General features: G+C 60.5%; 15 protein-coding genes. 7 read left to right on the forward strand and 8 right to left on the reverse strand.

Annotated elements, in window-relative coordinates:
- Nucleotides 1-361 precede the first annotated feature (361 nt).
- From ASD86_RS15485 to ASD86_RS15500, 4 genes are all read left to right on the forward strand, one after another.
- Nucleotides 362-595 (forward strand): DUF2188 domain-containing protein, encoded by a 234-nt coding sequence (locus tag ASD86_RS15485; RefSeq protein WP_056112191.1) that lies wholly within the window; start codon nt 362-364, stop codon nt 593-595.
- 131 nt (nt 596-726) lie between these two features.
- Nucleotides 727-1626, forward strand: coding sequence for a nuclease-related domain-containing protein (locus ASD86_RS15490; protein ID WP_162253675.1), 900 nt, complete (start codon nt 727-729; stop codon nt 1624-1626).
- A gap of 589 nt (nt 1627-2215) precedes the next feature.
- Nucleotides 2216-2899 carry a hypothetical protein gene (locus tag ASD86_RS15495; RefSeq protein ID WP_157476694.1) on the forward strand — a complete coding sequence of 228 codons (684 nt, stop codon included), beginning with the start codon at nt 2216-2218 and terminating at the stop codon, nt 2897-2899.
- A gap of 94 nt (nt 2900-2993) precedes the next feature.
- The gene (locus ASD86_RS15500; RefSeq protein ID WP_082578381.1) at nt 2994-3956 is read left to right on the forward strand and encodes an Mbeg1-like protein; all 963 of its coding nucleotides are present in this window, start codon (nt 2994-2996) and stop codon (nt 3954-3956) included.
- 319 nt (nt 3957-4275) lie between these two features.
- On the opposite strand, the gene ASD86_RS15505 is transcribed toward ASD86_RS15500, so the two are convergent.
- From ASD86_RS15505 to ASD86_RS26855, 4 genes are all read right to left on the reverse strand, one after another.
- Complete coding sequence (locus ASD86_RS15505) at nt 4276-4812, reverse strand: hypothetical protein (RefSeq protein WP_157476696.1); 537 nt, start codon at nt 4810-4812, stop codon at nt 4276-4278.
- Between the two features lie 59 nt (nt 4813-4871).
- Nucleotides 4872-6248 (reverse strand): XVIPCD domain-containing protein, encoded by a 1377-nt coding sequence (locus ASD86_RS15510; RefSeq protein ID WP_056112205.1) that lies wholly within the window; start codon nt 6246-6248, stop codon nt 4872-4874.
- A gap of 13 nt (nt 6249-6261) precedes the next feature.
- Nucleotides 6262-6972 (reverse strand): hypothetical protein, encoded by a 711-nt coding sequence (locus ASD86_RS15515; RefSeq protein ID WP_157476698.1) that lies wholly within the window; start codon nt 6970-6972, stop codon nt 6262-6264.
- A gap of 1504 nt (nt 6973-8476) precedes the next feature.
- On the reverse strand, nt 8477-8809 hold the full coding sequence (locus tag ASD86_RS26855; protein WP_157476700.1) for a hypothetical protein: 333 nt from the start codon (nt 8807-8809) through the stop codon (nt 8477-8479).
- Between the two features lie 268 nt (nt 8810-9077).
- Between ASD86_RS26855 and ASD86_RS15525 the strand changes: the two genes are divergently transcribed.
- Nucleotides 9078-9341: a hypothetical protein gene (locus ASD86_RS15525; RefSeq protein ID WP_056112215.1), complete on the forward strand. Its 264-nt coding sequence runs from the start codon at nt 9078-9080 to the stop codon at nt 9339-9341.
- Between the two features lie 93 nt (nt 9342-9434).
- Here the strand turns inward: ASD86_RS15525 and ASD86_RS15530 are convergent, their stop codons facing one another.
- Together ASD86_RS15530 and ASD86_RS15535 are read right to left on the reverse strand one after the other, a co-directional pair.
- Entirely contained in the window at nt 9435-10019 is a 585-nt protein-coding gene (locus ASD86_RS15530; RefSeq protein ID WP_157476702.1) for a hypothetical protein, read from the reverse strand.
- 22 nt (nt 10020-10041) lie between these two features.
- Nucleotides 10042-10896 (reverse strand): SMI1/KNR4 family protein, encoded by an 855-nt coding sequence (locus ASD86_RS15535; RefSeq protein ID WP_056112221.1) that lies wholly within the window; start codon nt 10894-10896, stop codon nt 10042-10044.
- A gap of 230 nt (nt 10897-11126) precedes the next feature.
- Between ASD86_RS15535 and ASD86_RS15540 the strand changes: the two genes are divergently transcribed.
- The gene (locus ASD86_RS15540; protein ID WP_056112224.1) at nt 11127-11414 is read left to right on the forward strand and encodes a hypothetical protein; all 288 of its coding nucleotides are present in this window, start codon (nt 11127-11129) and stop codon (nt 11412-11414) included.
- Nucleotides 11415-11444: 30 nt separating this feature from the next.
- On the opposite strand, the gene ASD86_RS15545 is transcribed toward ASD86_RS15540, so the two are convergent.
- A complete protein-coding gene (locus tag ASD86_RS15545; protein WP_056112227.1) occupies nt 11445-12287 on the reverse strand; it encodes an MnmC family methyltransferase in 843 nt (280 codons plus the stop codon).
- 459 nt (nt 12288-12746) lie between these two features.
- On the opposite strand from ASD86_RS15545, the gene ASD86_RS28200 reads away from it, so the two are divergent.
- Nucleotides 12747-12875, forward strand: a complete 129-nt coding sequence (locus ASD86_RS28200; protein WP_255357293.1) for a hypothetical protein — start codon at nt 12747-12749, stop codon at nt 12873-12875.
- A gap of 65 nt (nt 12876-12940) precedes the next feature.
- Here the strand turns inward: ASD86_RS28200 and ASD86_RS15550 are convergent, their stop codons facing one another.
- Nucleotides 12941-14815 carry a nuclease-related domain-containing DEAD/DEAH box helicase gene (locus tag ASD86_RS15550; RefSeq protein ID WP_235567769.1) on the reverse strand — a complete coding sequence of 625 codons (1875 nt, stop codon included), beginning with the start codon at nt 14813-14815 and terminating at the stop codon, nt 12941-12943.
- Nucleotides 14816-14875: the final 60 nt, after the last annotated feature.

The raw sequence follows: 14875 nt of genomic DNA on the forward strand, positions 1-14875 counted from the left end.
CCGGCGCGGGCTTCGCGAATACCGATTCGGGCTTCCGGAATCTCTCCGAGCCCTTCCGGAACACCGCCGAGTCATTCCGGAGCAGCTCGCCGGGCCTTCGATGGTGAAAATTTGTCCAACGCAGGCGCTTTGGACCGTTCGCGTACAAGCCCGCGTTCGTCGCTCGACTCGCCCCGCCAGGGCCGCGACCCGCAGGCGGGCGACAGCCACCCAGCCCGTCCTCGCCTTGCCGCATTTCACGTTTTCAAAAAGACGTGGCACGCCGCGGCACACGCGCTGTGTCTGCTTCCAGGCAGGCCGTTTCCGCGGTGCTAGCGTCGGCCCTGCGCGCAAACCGCGCGCATTCACAGGACAAAGGACCATGTCGAAGAAAGACGTCCACGTCGTACCCCATCCCGAAGGCTGGGCCGTCAAGCGCGAAGGCGCCGACCGCGCGAGCTCCGTCCACGACCGCAAAGCCGACGCCCTGGACGCCGGCCGCGACCTCGCCCGCAAGGACGAAGTGGAACTGGTCATCCACGGCCAGGACGGCAAGATCCAGGACAGCGACAGCTATGGGAATGATCCGCATCCGCCGAGGGATGAGAAGCATTGACGGGGGCGAGGTAAGAGGCGAGGGCAGCGTCATGCCCTCGCTTCTGTTCTGCTTTGGGAACTGACGCATAAACCGGTTTGCATCGCTGTTGCACCATCGCCTTATCTCACCCAAGGATGGATGATGCGCCGATGAGCAATCTGATTCTGTTGCTGGCTTTGATGCTGCCGACGATACTCGTGGTGGCGGTGCTGTTCCTCTATCGGGCGCTGAGCCGTCGCGATCGACGGCGCTCGCCGCTGACGTTCAAGGTGATCAATCAGCCGGGTGAAGGCCTGCGTCGGCAGATCGCCAAACACGACGATGCCATCGCCGAAGCCCTCACCGTCGTGGCGATGGCGGGGCCCACACTGTTCTCGGCTTGGCTGTTGGTCCGTATCGACCGTGTTGTTCCCGATTGGTCCGGCATCCGGTTCGGATGGGGCGATGCGTTCTTCGCGCTGGTCCTGATCGTGATACTGGCGTGGGCCACATGGAAACTAATTCGCCATATACGCAGACGCCGACGTTACCGCGAAGGTTTGTACGCCGAACTGGCCGTCGCGCAACGCCTCTATCCGCTGGCCTTGCACGGGGTGATGGCGTTTCATGACTTCCCGGCCGACAAATTCAACATAGACCATGTAGTCATCGGTCGCGGCGTGGTGTTCTGCGTGGAAACCAAGTCGCGAAAGAAACCCGAGGCCAAGGTACGCGAATCGGCGCGAGTGGAGTACGACGGGAAACGGCTAGCCTTCCCGTCGCACGTGGAGACCAAGCCCCTGGAGCAGGCCGCGCACCAGGCGAAGTGGTTGCAGAATTTCTTAAGCCAAGCGGTTGGTGAGACGGTGCGTGTTGTGCCTGTGTTGGCATTGCCGGGCTGGTACATTGACGACACCAAAGCACCGCGCCGCACCGACGTCATCGTTACCAATGCCCACGCGCCGAACTTCATGCGAAGTGAGGGCTTCGGCGCGGCCTACGGCCCGGAAATGCGCAGCCGGATCGCGCATGTATTGATGGAGCGATATCCGGGGCTTGCCGATCCATAGCCTCTTGATCTAGCTCATCTCTGCGTGCAACAGCGTGTGAGTGCCCGCCGCGATAGATCAATGCGGTATCGGGCCGGCTCATGTTTGGTCAAGTTAATATCGGTGAGGTGTTCAATCTTCCCGTACGAATCTGTAGTGGGAAACGACCTGTCGGCAGCGCAGGCAGTACCACATGGCGACGGTGTCGCCCGGACATACGGTGCCTTGCGTGACGCAAGGGGTGGCATGGGCGTTGGGAAACGGGGGCTCACGCTCGGCAAGGTGGGTGCCGCCGGTATCGGACGGTGTCGCGAAATAGTTCTATGCCGGCATCGAATTAAGTCCTGCCCGCGCAGGCAGAGGCGAAGCAATGAGCCTAATTGCGGTGACTTGAGAGAATTTCGTGCGCAGTCGAATAAAGCAATATCACCGGTCGCGAATATGGATGCGGCGCCCAAGTCCGAAATTTATTGTTTTTTGCGTTTAGACATGGGTAGGCAAAACCCGGAAGGCGCAATTGCATGCGGTACCTAAGCAATGCTCCACGATCAGCACTTATGCGTGTAGCTAGGTGCCGAACAATATTAAAACGATCGTTCAAAGGATGAGCATGAAAGGACAGGAATTGCTGGACGAACTTGCCAAGCGTCATCAGCGCTTGAACGGCCTTGGCCATATCACCGACTCCGCGCTCGCGAAAACTCTTGGGGTGACACCACCTGCTTTGGTCAACTATCGCAAAGGTAAGCTGACTTGCAGGCAGTTTGTTAATTTATTGGAGAGCTATTCCAAGGCGAGGATAGACGAGTTGATCGTGGCGACCGTGGTGCCGGTTGTGGAGTTCTTCGAAATTGAATATCACGACACAGGATCGCGGTATCTCGTGTTTTCGGATCGCGCCGAAAGCGGTGGTAAGCACCCTTACCTGGAAGGCTTGAAGCAGCGCCTTGATGGGAAACGCGGAATCTACGTTTTCCACGATAGCCGCGGTAGGGCGATCTATGCGGGGAAAGCTCAGAAGTTAACTCTATGGGACGAGTTGAACAACGCTTTCAACCGGGACCGGAGGGAGGTCCAAAGCATCAAGCGCGTGTCGCATCCACAGAAACGGGTCAAGTACAAAGGGCCGGAGGAGAAAAAGCGACAGATTGTTCGGCAGAACGTGCCTTTGCATGATATCGCGGCTTACTTCAGTGCTTATGAGGTTCCTGACCGGCTCATCGGAAAGTTCGAGGCGTTGATTGTTAGAGCGTTCGCCAATGATCTGTTGAACGTGCGAATGGAGAAGTTCTGAGGATAAGGGGATGGGGCGCGCTGTTCAGTTTGAGGAACTGCTTGCGTCCTAAACGAAGAAAAACTGATGTTCTTCAGTCTACCAGGGGAAAGAGATGCGCAACCTTGCAGCAATTGCGTTGTTGTGGCTATGTGGATGCGCGATGCATCCGCTGCGGCAAGCGCCGCCGATCGAGCCCGGTCAGCACGTTCTGATAAGGCCTTACATTCCGCAGATCAATCAGGACGGGTTGTTTCATTTGTCCTGTACGGATCGCTATCCCGATAACCGAAGTGCGTACGCGGCGTTTGACCAGGATGCTGCCGATGTAAATCGTGTTGAACTGGCGAAGCGGCATTTTATTCACGCCGCCATGGCCAATAATGTCTATCTGGACCCCGACAAGAAACCCGTGTTCCGGTTGCCTGGATGGACCTTGCATGAGTCGTGGATCAGCGAGACTGGGCTAGCTCTGCAGGTGTATGGCGATGGCGCCACCTTGGCCGGCAGCTCTCGTATCGTCGTTGCTTATCGTGGTACGGATTTTGATTCAGGTATCGACTGGTTGAACAATTTCGCGCTGCGCGATCCGCCGCAGTACCGACAGGCGTACAAACATCTGAAAGAATTGCGCGCGCATTACCCGAACGCCAGGATCACAGTGACAGGCCACTCCCTGGGTGGCGGCATCGCCATGAATATGTCCTTGCGGGTGTCCGGTGTCGAAGCGGTTGGGTTCAACATGTCACCACGCGTGCGTTTCGGCCGTACGCGTGCATTCGATTCGTATCGGGCCAGTATTTTTGAAGTGGGCGAGATCCTGACCGGCGCCACGAAGTTTTATGCAGCGGTCATGCTTCCCGACAATACTCACTACGGCAATTATAATTTTTTAGACTATCGCTTGTTCGCCTTTAGTCCTGTGCCGGAGCATGGTATCTACGAACTGACGCGAGCCCTGACTGTGGTGGCGATGACTCGCGAAAGCCAACAGGCGCGGGAGTTTTTTCGGGTGAACATTGGCGAGGAGCAGGCACGAAAGGTGGATTGGGAGCATTGTCAGGCGATTTTCCGGTAACGGGGACGGCCTTGCCGGTTTTAATCGTGACGGCGAGAGACTCGGAAAATCTGGTCGGATCGAACCTGACATTTGCCGCTTCGATTCTAGAAAAGAAGCGCCCCGGAACCCGGGGCGCTTCAACTGACACTTCAACCACTTCGACTTACGGGCTGGTCCGCAACGTCAACGAATACGCGCTCAGAATCGACTTGATCGGCGTGTAGTAGCTGTTGCCGCCGCCGTTGTTGCCCTGGCTGCCCGAGNAAATAGGGGTCAGAGTGCAATTTAGCCACTCAGAGAATCGCACTCTGCGCCCTATTTCAACTCTATCCGGCAGTCACTTCGGTAGCGGATAGATATGAATCGCCGTGACGCAGCGGTAGGTGACAGGCGTCGTGTTGATGCGCACGGCGATTCCGTTGCCGCTGGCGTCGTACTGCTTGCCACGGTCTACCCCATGGGCATCTTGGTACACCGGGTTCAGTGAAGCTCCAGTAATAGCGGCCGCCCAATCGGGAGCCACGCATGAGTCCGGGTCGACGCCGATATCAATCTCGCCGGACAGCTTTCGAATATAGGCGAAGCTCAGTATGTGGCCATCTGTTAGCCGCACAGGGCCTTGCCCGGCGAACTGCGACGCGCGTAGGTGCTTCATCTGGAACAGCCGATCCAATGCTTGGATGACTTTCTCCTTGCTGGCCGCTCCTTCCAACGGCCAGCGCAAAAGATTTTCTATCGTCACCGGATCAGTGCGAAGGCTGGGCGTCGCGGCCGGTGCAGGGGATTGCGGTCGCTTGTTCTTGCTGAGGCCGACAGCGCTACACGCTTGCAGCATTATCAGCGCGAGGGCCAGCACTGGGGCGATCATTCGCAAGCGCAAAATCCTTGTTTTCTCGTCGTTGGCGTTTGATGCGAACTGCGGCTCAAGCTGGGTCAGCGCATATGCGTGAGTTTGGTCGTCTCTTGTGATTGCGATGCCTCTTGCTGCTGTTGTCGGTGGAGCTGTTCAGCCGTCCGGGTCTCATTGAGTGTTTCCGCCTTCTGGAACGACGTCTCTACCGGGGTCGTTATAGCTTGCAATGTGCTCATGTGCGCCCGTAGATTCGCGGGGTCGTTCAATTCGCCTTGAACCACGAACACGTGTTCGCCAGGATTCAGGCGATCGCCACCACGGCTCAGCACGACGTGGTCGACCCGCGACAAGCCATTCTCTTTCGCCAGCAAGGTGATGCTTGCAGCCAGCCGTTCGCTGTCGGCATCGAATGATTTACCTGCTTCACGATCTAGCGCGCCGACGGCTTGCACGCTCTGTCGATAGAGCGCGTTATCGGGATGCGCTTCATCCTTCATCGTCGTGGCTGAGGTCAGGTGGCTCTTGTTTTCGCGGGCCTTGGATGTGTGCTCGATTTCCAGGGGCCGCCGCTGCGGGTCGCTGCTGTCGATCAGATAGAAGGGGCCGTCTCGGTGAGGGCCCAAGTCGAACTCCTGTTGACGGAGCTTCTCTCGATCTAGACCCAAAGCCTTGAAATCGATCTCGGCCCCCATGCGCGGGTGGTCGGGATCAAGTTTGCGCGCCTCGAATTCCTTCTGCGCGATCACTGAGAGCGCATGAGAGGCCGATTCGTAGCGGTATTCGGAGGTGGGGCGAGGAATGTCATAGAAGCACCGCGCTACGGCTTCGATGTTATGCGCGTCAACCGGTATGGTCTTGCTGGTCGCATCGAATCGTATATCAGGATCGAACGCGGGCGGTCGCCCGCTTACGCACGAGGCGTATCCCGAGGCGCGTCGAGCTAGGCTTTCGGCCGTCACCTCATTTCCGGCATGCTGCATGCGGTCGGCGATCGTATTCAAACCGTTCAATTCAGCCAGTGTTTCCTGCCTTCGATCGGTTTGTATCTTTCCGTCGACCAGCGTGGTGTAGTCCCGCCGCGAATCGCCGGTTTGCGCCAAACGCTGTACGTCCGCAACAAAACGAACTGACGCCGCGTAGGCGTCCGCACGTTGCATTGCATGCGAAACTTCATGGCCCGTGGTCGCGGCCAGACGATCCAGCACGGCTTGGGTCGGGGCGCCATTGAGAAGAGCCGCCTTGAGATTCAGCGTGCGATGGGTTGAGTCATAGGTGCCGCCGGCTGTGGAGTCCGCCGGGAGATATCCGAGTTGGGTGACATCTCCCGTCTCGATAACGGCGGTCAGCTCTCGGTTGAGTTTAGGCGAACTGCCGATGGCTCGCGCTAGGATATCGAGTTGCTGTGGTGTCGCGCCTTGCCTTCCAAAGTCATGAAACACGGATTTTTGTCGATCCATGACGACACCTTCATCAATCCAGGATGGCTTCTATCATGACGTTCGAAATGCAGCGGGCGCCGCCCGCCGCCGCGGGGTCGTTGTACGCGTAGTCGATCACCAGCGATTGTCGGCCCTTCCAGAATTGCCAGGCCTGCGGCTTGCCGTGGGGGCCGAATAGTTCGCTGTCCTGGTACCCCATCGCTTTGAGCCGACCGTGTAGGGCCTGGAAGGCGAGGGCGCAGGGTTGAGCTTTTGCGGGGTTGTAGCGTTGAGCGGAGCCGGTTTGTATCTGCACGCGTCTGTCGCCCGACGAGTATTCATCGAAGCCGAACGCGTAGGTGTCGCCGTTGCGGATGCTGCCTTCCACGACCCAGAATTTGTTCGATCCAGGCGGCGTGGCGGACAGGCTAAGCCCGGTCAGACGTTCGACAGTCGCTTTGCTGAGCGCTTCCGGTTGTGTGATGCCTTGGATAAGCGAGAACAGTTTGGCGTCGAACTCTTCAGCGCTCAGTTCGGGGCCTCGCGACGTTGCTGCGCTTGTCGAGGGCGTCATGGCGGCGGTTTCCTGTCCTTGGGATGCAGACGGCGAGGCTCGATCTTTGAGTGCGGCAGAGGTTGCGGTGTCCGTGTGCGTGGCTGTCGCCGAATCCGTGCAGGCGCTGATTGCGAGGCACAGTGTCAGCGCGACGGGCATCTTGCGGATGGTTGCACGCGGTTGATTTACGTTCGAAGCCAGAGGCATGCGACGGACTCTTGTCGAGCTGACCACGGATGGTCGAAGAGTTCCCGATTTTCGTATTAACCGCAAGGGCAACCAGGAGTTGCGCTCAGACTACCCACCACGGCACATCTGATGCGGACAATTGCGATGCATGCAGAACGTGCTCGGCAAAAAAAAGCGCCCCGGAACCCGGGGCGCTTCAACTCACACTTCAACCGCTTCGACTTACGGGCTGGTCCGCAAGGTCAACGAATACGCACTGAGAATCGACTTGATCGGCGTGTAGTAGCTGTTGCCGCCGCCGTTGTTGCCCTGGCTGCCCGAGNNNGGAACCGCCGGAATCGCCGCCTTCGGCGCAGGCGCTGGTGCGGGTCAGGCCGGTGACGGTGCCGTCGGGGTTGCCGTTGTCGTCGACGTAGGAGACGGTCATGTTCTTGCTGCGGATGGCGCCGCAATGCCAGCCGCTGGTGCGGCCGGAGCGGCACAGCGCGGCGCCGACGGCGGCTTCGGTGCTGCCGCGCACGGTGACGTCGCCGCTGCCGTAGCCGTAGACGCTGGCCGACAGGGTGTGGGTGGTGTCGACCTTGACCCAGCCGCGGTCGGGGCCGGTCTGGTTGCCGCTCGGCATCGACGAGGCGGAGAACGTGCCGACGCGAACGCCCGGGTTCCACTGGCCGGCTTCCTGATAGACGATCTCGCCCACGTCGCCGCAATGGCCGGCGGTGGCGTAGCCCGGGGTGCTGCCCTTGGTCACGGTGAAGCCGACCGAGCAGGCATACAGGTAGCCGTCGCCGGGTTCGCGCAACATGCCGCGGCCGCCTTGCACGGCGATGCGGCGCTGCGGCGCGTCGTTCAAGGTTTCGAAACGCACCACGCTCGGGTCGAGGCCGCTGCGCGCGACGAAGTCGACGCCGGCCTCTTCCGCGCCCGGGGCGACACCGACGATCACGCTGTTGCTCGGCAGGTCGACCGTCCAGCTGTACACGCCCTTGGGTACTTTCGCGCTGCGCGTGAGCAGGCTGTCGAGTTGGCCTTTCGCCGCGTTGAGCGCGGTCAGGCTATGACGCGCCTGACGGGTTTCGACGCCGGCCACGGCCTGGGCGTTCTTGATCGAGGTGCTGGCCGCGACGAAGCCGAACGAACCGTCGGCCTTGCGCTCGAGCCACGCGCCGGCGAAGTTGCGGCCCAACTGCGCCTGCACGGTTTTTTCCTGCTGCACGGCCAGTTGTTCGGCCTTGAGGTATTGCGTGAGCTGCGTGCTGGACAGACCCAGATCGCGCTGCATGGCCGTCTTCAACGCGGGGGCGAGATCGTCGGCGGCGAAGGCCGCGCCGGATACGGCCATGGCCGCGGTGACGGCGAGGATCGACATACTGAACTTGCGCATATCCAAAAACTCCTTGAGCAAAAAAGAGAGGGATGCAGCAGTCGCGGCAGATCTGGGGCAGGGCTTGGGCGATGCGTTCATTTTCAAGAACGCTCAGTCGTGCCGCACTGACTAGAACGAGCCGCGGTTTGCGCGTCCCTACGTCGAAAAGTGAGACGTCCTGGGTAGTTCGCGGCATCGATTTGGAAAAGTGAGGACGTGGTCGGATTCGTTTGTCCGCATGCGGCGTGGCGCATGTGACGTGAAGATGGTTTTCATGCGATCGACAGCGGTGCGCGCAAGGCCATCGTTGAATACCGCAATCAATGCGATGCGCTGATGTGCTGCATTGATAAGTAAATGGTCTTCAGCGGTTCGGTGCCCGATGAAGACATCGCGCATTGCATGGCCGCGCGCGTATAGATTTCTTTGGATGGCCAAATCTATGGCCTGCGTTGTAGCTATCCGATGGAAAGGGAATGAATCGTTCACGTTGAAGGCTCGGGCGCGGTTGTCGAGCGACGTCTTTATGAGCCGATCACGATGCAGCCATGCAGCACTGTGTCGAATAGTCCTTGTCGAGCGCAGGCAACGCGTCCCCCGAGTGGCTCATCGCTGAACGCACGCGATGAACAGGGTGATGTTCGCAGTCCGTGACGACGGCGGGACGCGGGCACGACTTGCCGTTAACCGCCTGACGCCCAGCGTGGGCTATCGCCGATACCGATGGTCGGGCCGGCGTCCTACGAGGGCGACTGAGATGGGCAACGATACTGCGGGCCGGAACCGGTCCGATCACGACGCGAAACAAGCCGCGCAGCACGGCAAGCCGGACGATCAGGCGCGGCCGCCGGACGGCCAAGGCCATCAACCTCTGCCGGGCGAAAACCCGTCCGCCGGTGACGGACAGGCCAAGCGCAAGCATGTCCAGAACGCGGATCTGCCGGAAGGCGAGGGCCATCAGCCGTTGCCCGGCGAGGATGCGCCGCAGGACGACAGCGAAGAGGATTCAGACGATCGGTGAGTCGCGCTCGCGGACACCAGCTGACCGGTTCTGATCGGGACGACTGGTCGCCCGTCATCGAGACGACGCTTTAGTCTTGCGGCGCGCGATGGCTCAGGTCGTTTTCGTTGCGTCGATCGAAGCGACCAGTGCAGACAGCCACTGCCCGTGGCGATGCGAGGAATCGAGCTGATCCTCCATCGCGACGCGGCTGTCGAGTTGCATCCGCAGGAATCGATAACCGACCGTCTGGGCGATGGCGTGAAGCGTTTCGATCTCCATGTCCAGCTCATACATGAAGTCGAACTGAGTTGCCCAGAATCCTTGCTCGGTTGTCGCCAGCTGCTCGACCTCGTCGGGAGCTTCGATGCTGAAGCAGATGTATTCCAGGTCGCTTGCTTGCGCGCGGATCGCGATCACCTGATCGCCGATGTCCCACAAAGGCAGCACTTGCGGGCCGTCGGGGGCCTCTGCGCCGTGGTACAGGTAATAGGGCGGTCCGGAGGAACAGCTGGCGAGCGCGGGATGGGGAAATTGGCCGGCGGCCATCTGCAGCAAGGCGGGCGACACGCCGAACTCGCTGAGCGCGGGGATCCGTCGGGATTCTTCGATGACGTTGCTGGGCATGATGGCGATTATGCGCGGTGGGTAGAGGAACTGGCAGCGGGGGCGGGAGGCTGGCGAATGCCATTCGCGCATTTCGCTCGGGGAACACGCACTCTTATCGTGCGTGAGGTGTCTGCAACCGGCGAACGTCGAATCCCGCGCGGGTCAGCGTCGCTTCGGTCAACGCGGTCGTGCGTTCGTTGCCGCAATGGACGATCAAGGCGGCGTCCGAATGCTCGGGGAAACGCAACGCGGTTCCGGGAAGTCGGTCCTTGAGTGCTTGATAGGTCGCTTCGTCGTGTCTGGAAACAAAGCCGCGCGTGACCCGATTGGGTTCCAGTTGAATCCAGCCGCCGTCGAGAAACCAGCGCAAGAACGGATATCCGTAGAGGTCGTCGGGCTCGCGGGGTTCCGATGGACGTGAGAACACAGCGTCGAAGCGGCTTGCGCAGTCGTCCAGCGACAGGTCCGTGATCAAGCCCAGCTTCGTCTCGTCGTGTGCCCGCAACATGGCCAAAAACGTGGCCATGTTCGCGGCCACCGCTTGCTCCGCCTGTTCTTCGAGATCGAAATAGGTGACGCAAGGCTCGCTGCCGTTGCGATAATCGAGACAGAGATACCAGTGCCCGTCGCTGTCGAACGGCACGAGCCGCCGCGGTTGTTCCGGAAGCCAGCCATCGGCGGGATACCACGCCTCGGGCTCGTCCAGCAGCCTCCACCAATAGTTGTAGCCGAGGCTTTGCGCGCGCGGCCCGATCCCCCAGATCATCCGGTTGCCGCTGTCGGGCAGCGTGCGCCGCAGATAGCCGCCGTTCTGTTCTCGCAGCATCGCGATCAAGGCCGCGGGCAGCACGATGCCGAGTCGGGTCTCGACCTCTGCGATCGCCTCATCGGTAAGCTCGGCCTGAAGCGCCGGCAGGAAGGCCGGGACGTTCCAGATGGATGAGTTGCTGGCGGGGTTATCGCTCACGAGTCTGTTCCTCGGTGATGAGGTGTATCGCGGTCGCCGAATTTCGCTCTCGGTCGGCAGATTAGCGTCATAACGATCCGGCTCAACGATGACGTTTGTAAGACGGAATCGGAATGGCTGCTATTCGAATGATTTTTCGTCGTATCGCCTCTTGAGCCTAAGCGAAGTACAGAGCGGCTTCACTGCGCGCTTACTTCGTTTTCACAGCCACTTTCGTGTCGCGTGCTCGAATGCATGCGTTCAATCTCGTATCGGGAGAAATGACGATGAAAAGACCCAATATAGCCGTGGCTCTGTCGCTGCTTTTGCTTGTTTCGGGCTCGGCCCTGGCCGCCGTGGTACACGTCAGCGGCCACGGTCAAAGCTACGACCCGGGCATCGCGCTCGCGGACGCGCGCGCCGATGCCGCTGCTGAATGCGTCGCGCAATCGGGTACGCCGATCCAGGAGGTGTACAACCACGTCACTCGCGCCAATCTGTGGCTCGCCGATTCGATCTGGACTTGCGAGGTGCCTTGAGGCCACGCGCGATTCTGAGCGGCGAGCGATTCAGCGCTTGGTGGCCAAGACGCCATCCAGCGCCAGCTGCGCCTTGAACCCGGCCTTTTCCAGCCGTTTCGCGACTTCGCGCGGCACGTCGCGGCCGCTGGTGAGTTTGTTCGGGCTGCCGGTGTAATGAAACAGGCGCCCGCCGCGGCGCAGCACGCGCGCCAGGTGGTCGTAGAAGGTTTGCGAATACAGTTCGCCGGCGATGCCGAAACGCGGCGGGTCGTGCAACAGGGCATCGACCGAGGCATCGCCGATCTGCGCGATCGCCTGCGACACGTCTGCATGGGTGAGTCGCAGGCGTCCGCCGCTGCTATCCGCGTCGGGGTCGGGCGACCACGGGTTGAGCGTGCGCAGCCACAGCACGTCTTCGTTTTTTTCGAACGAGTGGATGGCGGTCGCGCCGGCCTCCAGGCAGCACGCGGCGAAGTAGCCCAGGCCGCCGCAGGTGTCGAGTACGACCTTGCCGCGCGGTTCGACCAGCGCGACCTTGGTGCGCGCGTCCTCGATCGGCGAGGCCTTCATCGTCGGCAGCATCTTGATGCCGTCGATCTCGAACGTCGGCGCCCCCCACTGAGTCGGCACCAGCTTGATCAGCGAGCCGGAGAAGCGCGATACCGGCGCGAACTCCTCGCCGTCCCAGTGGTAGATCGTGCGGTCTTTGAGCTTGGCCGCATACGGATAGCGCTGCTCGCGCCAGGTCCACGTTTCGGCCTCCAGCAACGCTTCGCCATGCGATCGGCCCAGGTCCATCGAACCGGTCCAGGCGCCGGTGCCGGCATCGCGCGCAGCCTGGAGTTCCTCGGCGACGGGGCGGGTGAGCAGGGGGCCTGAGTAATGCGGCACGGCGGGTGGTTCCTTTAGAGTGCGGAGTGTTCGCGGGCGTAAAATGGGCAGATTCCTGTCGCGACAAATACAGCGTCCCATTCGTTCGGGAGTGCTGCGAAACTGCGAGCGTTCGGGGCGTCGTCCAGTGAATCCGCGCGCATGATACCTGCCGAATCCCAACGGATACGGCGATGAGTGAGTTTGACCCGAACCGAATCGAAGTGTTGTCGGTCTCGGAAGCGGTGCGCAGGCGTCCTGGCATGTATATGGATCCGGGGTTGCCCGGGTTGGCCAACATCCTGCCGGTGCAGACGCTGTGCCATGCCGTCGATGAGGCTATTGGCGGGCGTTGTACGTCTATCCGGATGCAGGTCGATGGAAAAAAGGTCAGCGTTCACTATGACTGTGGCATGCCTTTGCATTCGGACCACGAGTACCCGGATTGGACCGTCTACCGATCGTCCGAACGGTACCTGGATGGAATTCAGCCTCGATACGAGCGTGATTGCCGGTCCGGTGCTTAGGGAAGAAGCGCTGCGGACCTCGTTCGCCGATTTAGCGTTGCATTTTCCGCAGTTGGCGCTTTCGCTGGAGTTCAACGACTGAATGCCATGACGGTCGTGGCGGCTATCATCGCGAATGCTCTCCTTCGGCTTCCTTCCGGGCTCACCTCACGCCGCTTCCAGATGCTGTCGGACCTGGGCGATCGCATTGCGGACCTTGTCGACCATCGGAGCCGGCCGGTGGTGCAGCATGACGAGCTTACCCAGGGCACGGGTCATCGCGACGTAGAGCAAGCGTGCTTCACTGGCCCGGGTTTCGAGATCTTCGCTGGTCGAAATCCCGCATAGACCGGGAACAAAAATAGTGTCGAATTCCAAACCCTTGCTGGAATGGATCGTCATCACCTTGACGCTGGCCGGGCCGTCGAAAAGATGGCGCTTGGCGTCGCCGCCAGCCAGCACGCAAGGGATGCCGGTCTGGATGAGCTTGCCGGCGATCCGCTCACCGATTTGACGGGATCGGCAAACGATGCCGAAATTGTCGGGACTGGCACCCTCGCGAAGCGCCGCGCTGATGCGATCAGCGATGGTCGTAGCTTCGTCCCAAGGCGTCCGGCATTGCAGCAGTTCCGGCATCGGTCCGCGACGACCGGCACTTTCCGGGGCGATCAGCGGAACGTGGTCGTCGTCGCTCTCGTGCTCGCTCACCAAGTCGTGAGCGAAAGCTTTCGCGGTTGCGAGAATTTCCAAGGTATTGCGGTAATTCAGACGCAGAATCGTGGTGCGGCCCTGAGCCTGTATGCCCACGCTGGCGAAGCTGAATTTCTTGCGGCCCTGGCCTTCATAGATGTTTTGCGCGTCGTCATACAGCAGCAACAGGGAGTTGGTCTGTGGATCGACCATCTGCACGATCAGTTGCAGCCATTCGGGTTTGAAATCGTGGCCTTCGTCGATCATTACCGCCGCGTACTGCGCGCGTGGAATCGCCTTGGTGTCCACGCCGCGAATGACCGCTTCCACCATCGCATCGGCATATTCGCCGGGCGGCAGATTGGGCAGCGGCTTCCTGACGGCATACGCGGACAGTTGCTGGCTACACCAGCCGTGAAAATGCGCCACGGTTACTTTGTCGCTGACGCCCGCAGTGCGTATCAATTGTTCGAGTCTGGCGGCGAGCGTCTTGTTGAAGCACAACACCAGCATCGGTTTGCCATGCCGCTTGGCCAGTTCGATGCAGCGATAGCCGAGGATCATGGTTTTTCCCGATCCGGCCACGCCATGGATCACGCGATGACCGTCGCCCATTGACCGGGCCAGAAGTTCCTGTTGCAGGTCCATGACCCGTATGAGGTCGGGAACGTTGGCCAGTTCCGCAGTGGGTTCGACCGGCGCGTCGAACATCTTTCCCTGCTCGGGGACGCGTAACTGCGGAAACAGCGACCAGCGGAAGCGATCGATCTGCGGCAGGGTCAGCTGGCAGGGAAAGGGCATCATGAACATATCCGACAAGGCCTTCTGAAAGCCTTCGGGATTTGCCGACTCAGTGATTTCATCCTTGCACAACACCAGATGGGCAGGAATGAAGTTTTCCAGCTCGGCTTCATCGAACTGGCGGCGGGTGATATTGGCCAGGACCACGCCCCAACCCCAGGGAATGATCAGCTTGCCGCCGTGGCGGTGACCTTCGGGATGGCGCAGAGCCGCGTCGCGTTCAAGCAGGTTTTTGACTTCCATCGCGCAGGCGCGCGCTTGCATCAGCGGATTCTCGACCACCGATCGGCCGCGCTCGGTATGAAGGGTTACCCTGGAGCGGTCGATCTCCGCGATCGTGTCGAGCTTCCAGTCCTTTACTTCCAGGATCAGAAAGCCGCAACTGGGATGCAGGACGACGAAGTCTGGATAACGCTGGCGGGGGCCCACTGGCACGTCGTACCAGCACAGGTAGTCTTCATCGAGCTTGTCTTCCAGGCGGTGTGCCAGACGTCGCTCGCCCGGATTCATCCTGGGCAGACATGCACTGCGGTTGGGAATGAGCTTTCCCATCGTTTTCTCCCTGCGCTGGGCGCCTTCCTGTTGGCTTACCAGACCATACAGCCAACCGGT

This window comes from Lysobacter sp. Root690 (genome assembly GCF_001427785.1).
Lineage (GTDB): Bacteria > Pseudomonadota > Gammaproteobacteria > Xanthomonadales > Xanthomonadaceae > Lysobacter.

Bases quoted from the DNA above. Each gene is read 5' to 3' on its own strand.
- ASD86_RS15485 (WP_056112191.1), top strand. From the start codon at position 362: ATGTCGAAGAAAGACGTCCACGTCGTACCCCATCCCGAAGGCTGGGCC.
- ASD86_RS15490 (WP_162253675.1), top strand. From the start codon at position 727: ATGAGCAATCTGATTCTGTTGCTGGCTTTGATGCTGCCGACGATACTC.
- ASD86_RS15495 (WP_157476694.1), top strand. From the start codon at position 2,216: ATGAAAGGACAGGAATTGCTGGACGAACTTGCCAAGCGTCATCAGCGC.
- ASD86_RS15500 (WP_082578381.1), top strand. From the start codon at position 2,994: ATGCGCAACCTTGCAGCAATTGCGTTGTTGTGGCTATGTGGATGCGCG.
- ASD86_RS15510 (WP_056112205.1), bottom strand. From the start codon at position 6,248: ATGGATCGACAAAAATCCGTGTTTCATGACTTTGGAAGGCAAGGCGCG.
- ASD86_RS15515 (WP_157476698.1), bottom strand. From the start codon at position 6,972: ATGCCTCTGGCTTCGAACGTAAATCAACCGCGTGCAACCATCCGCAAG.
- ASD86_RS15525 (WP_056112215.1), top strand. From the start codon at position 9,078: ATGGGCAACGATACTGCGGGCCGGAACCGGTCCGATCACGACGCGAAA.
- ASD86_RS15530 (WP_157476702.1), bottom strand. From the start codon at position 10,019: ATGCGCGAATGGCATTCGCCAGCCTCCCGCCCCCGCTGCCAGTTCCTC.
- ASD86_RS15540 (WP_056112224.1), top strand. From the start codon at position 11,127: ATGCATGCGTTCAATCTCGTATCGGGAGAAATGACGATGAAAAGACCC.
- ASD86_RS28200 (WP_255357293.1), top strand. From the start codon at position 12,747: ATGGAATTCAGCCTCGATACGAGCGTGATTGCCGGTCCGGTGCTTAGG.
- ASD86_RS15550 (WP_235567769.1), bottom strand. From the start codon at position 14,815: ATGGGAAAGCTCATTCCCAACCGCAGTGCATGTCTGCCCAGGATGAAT.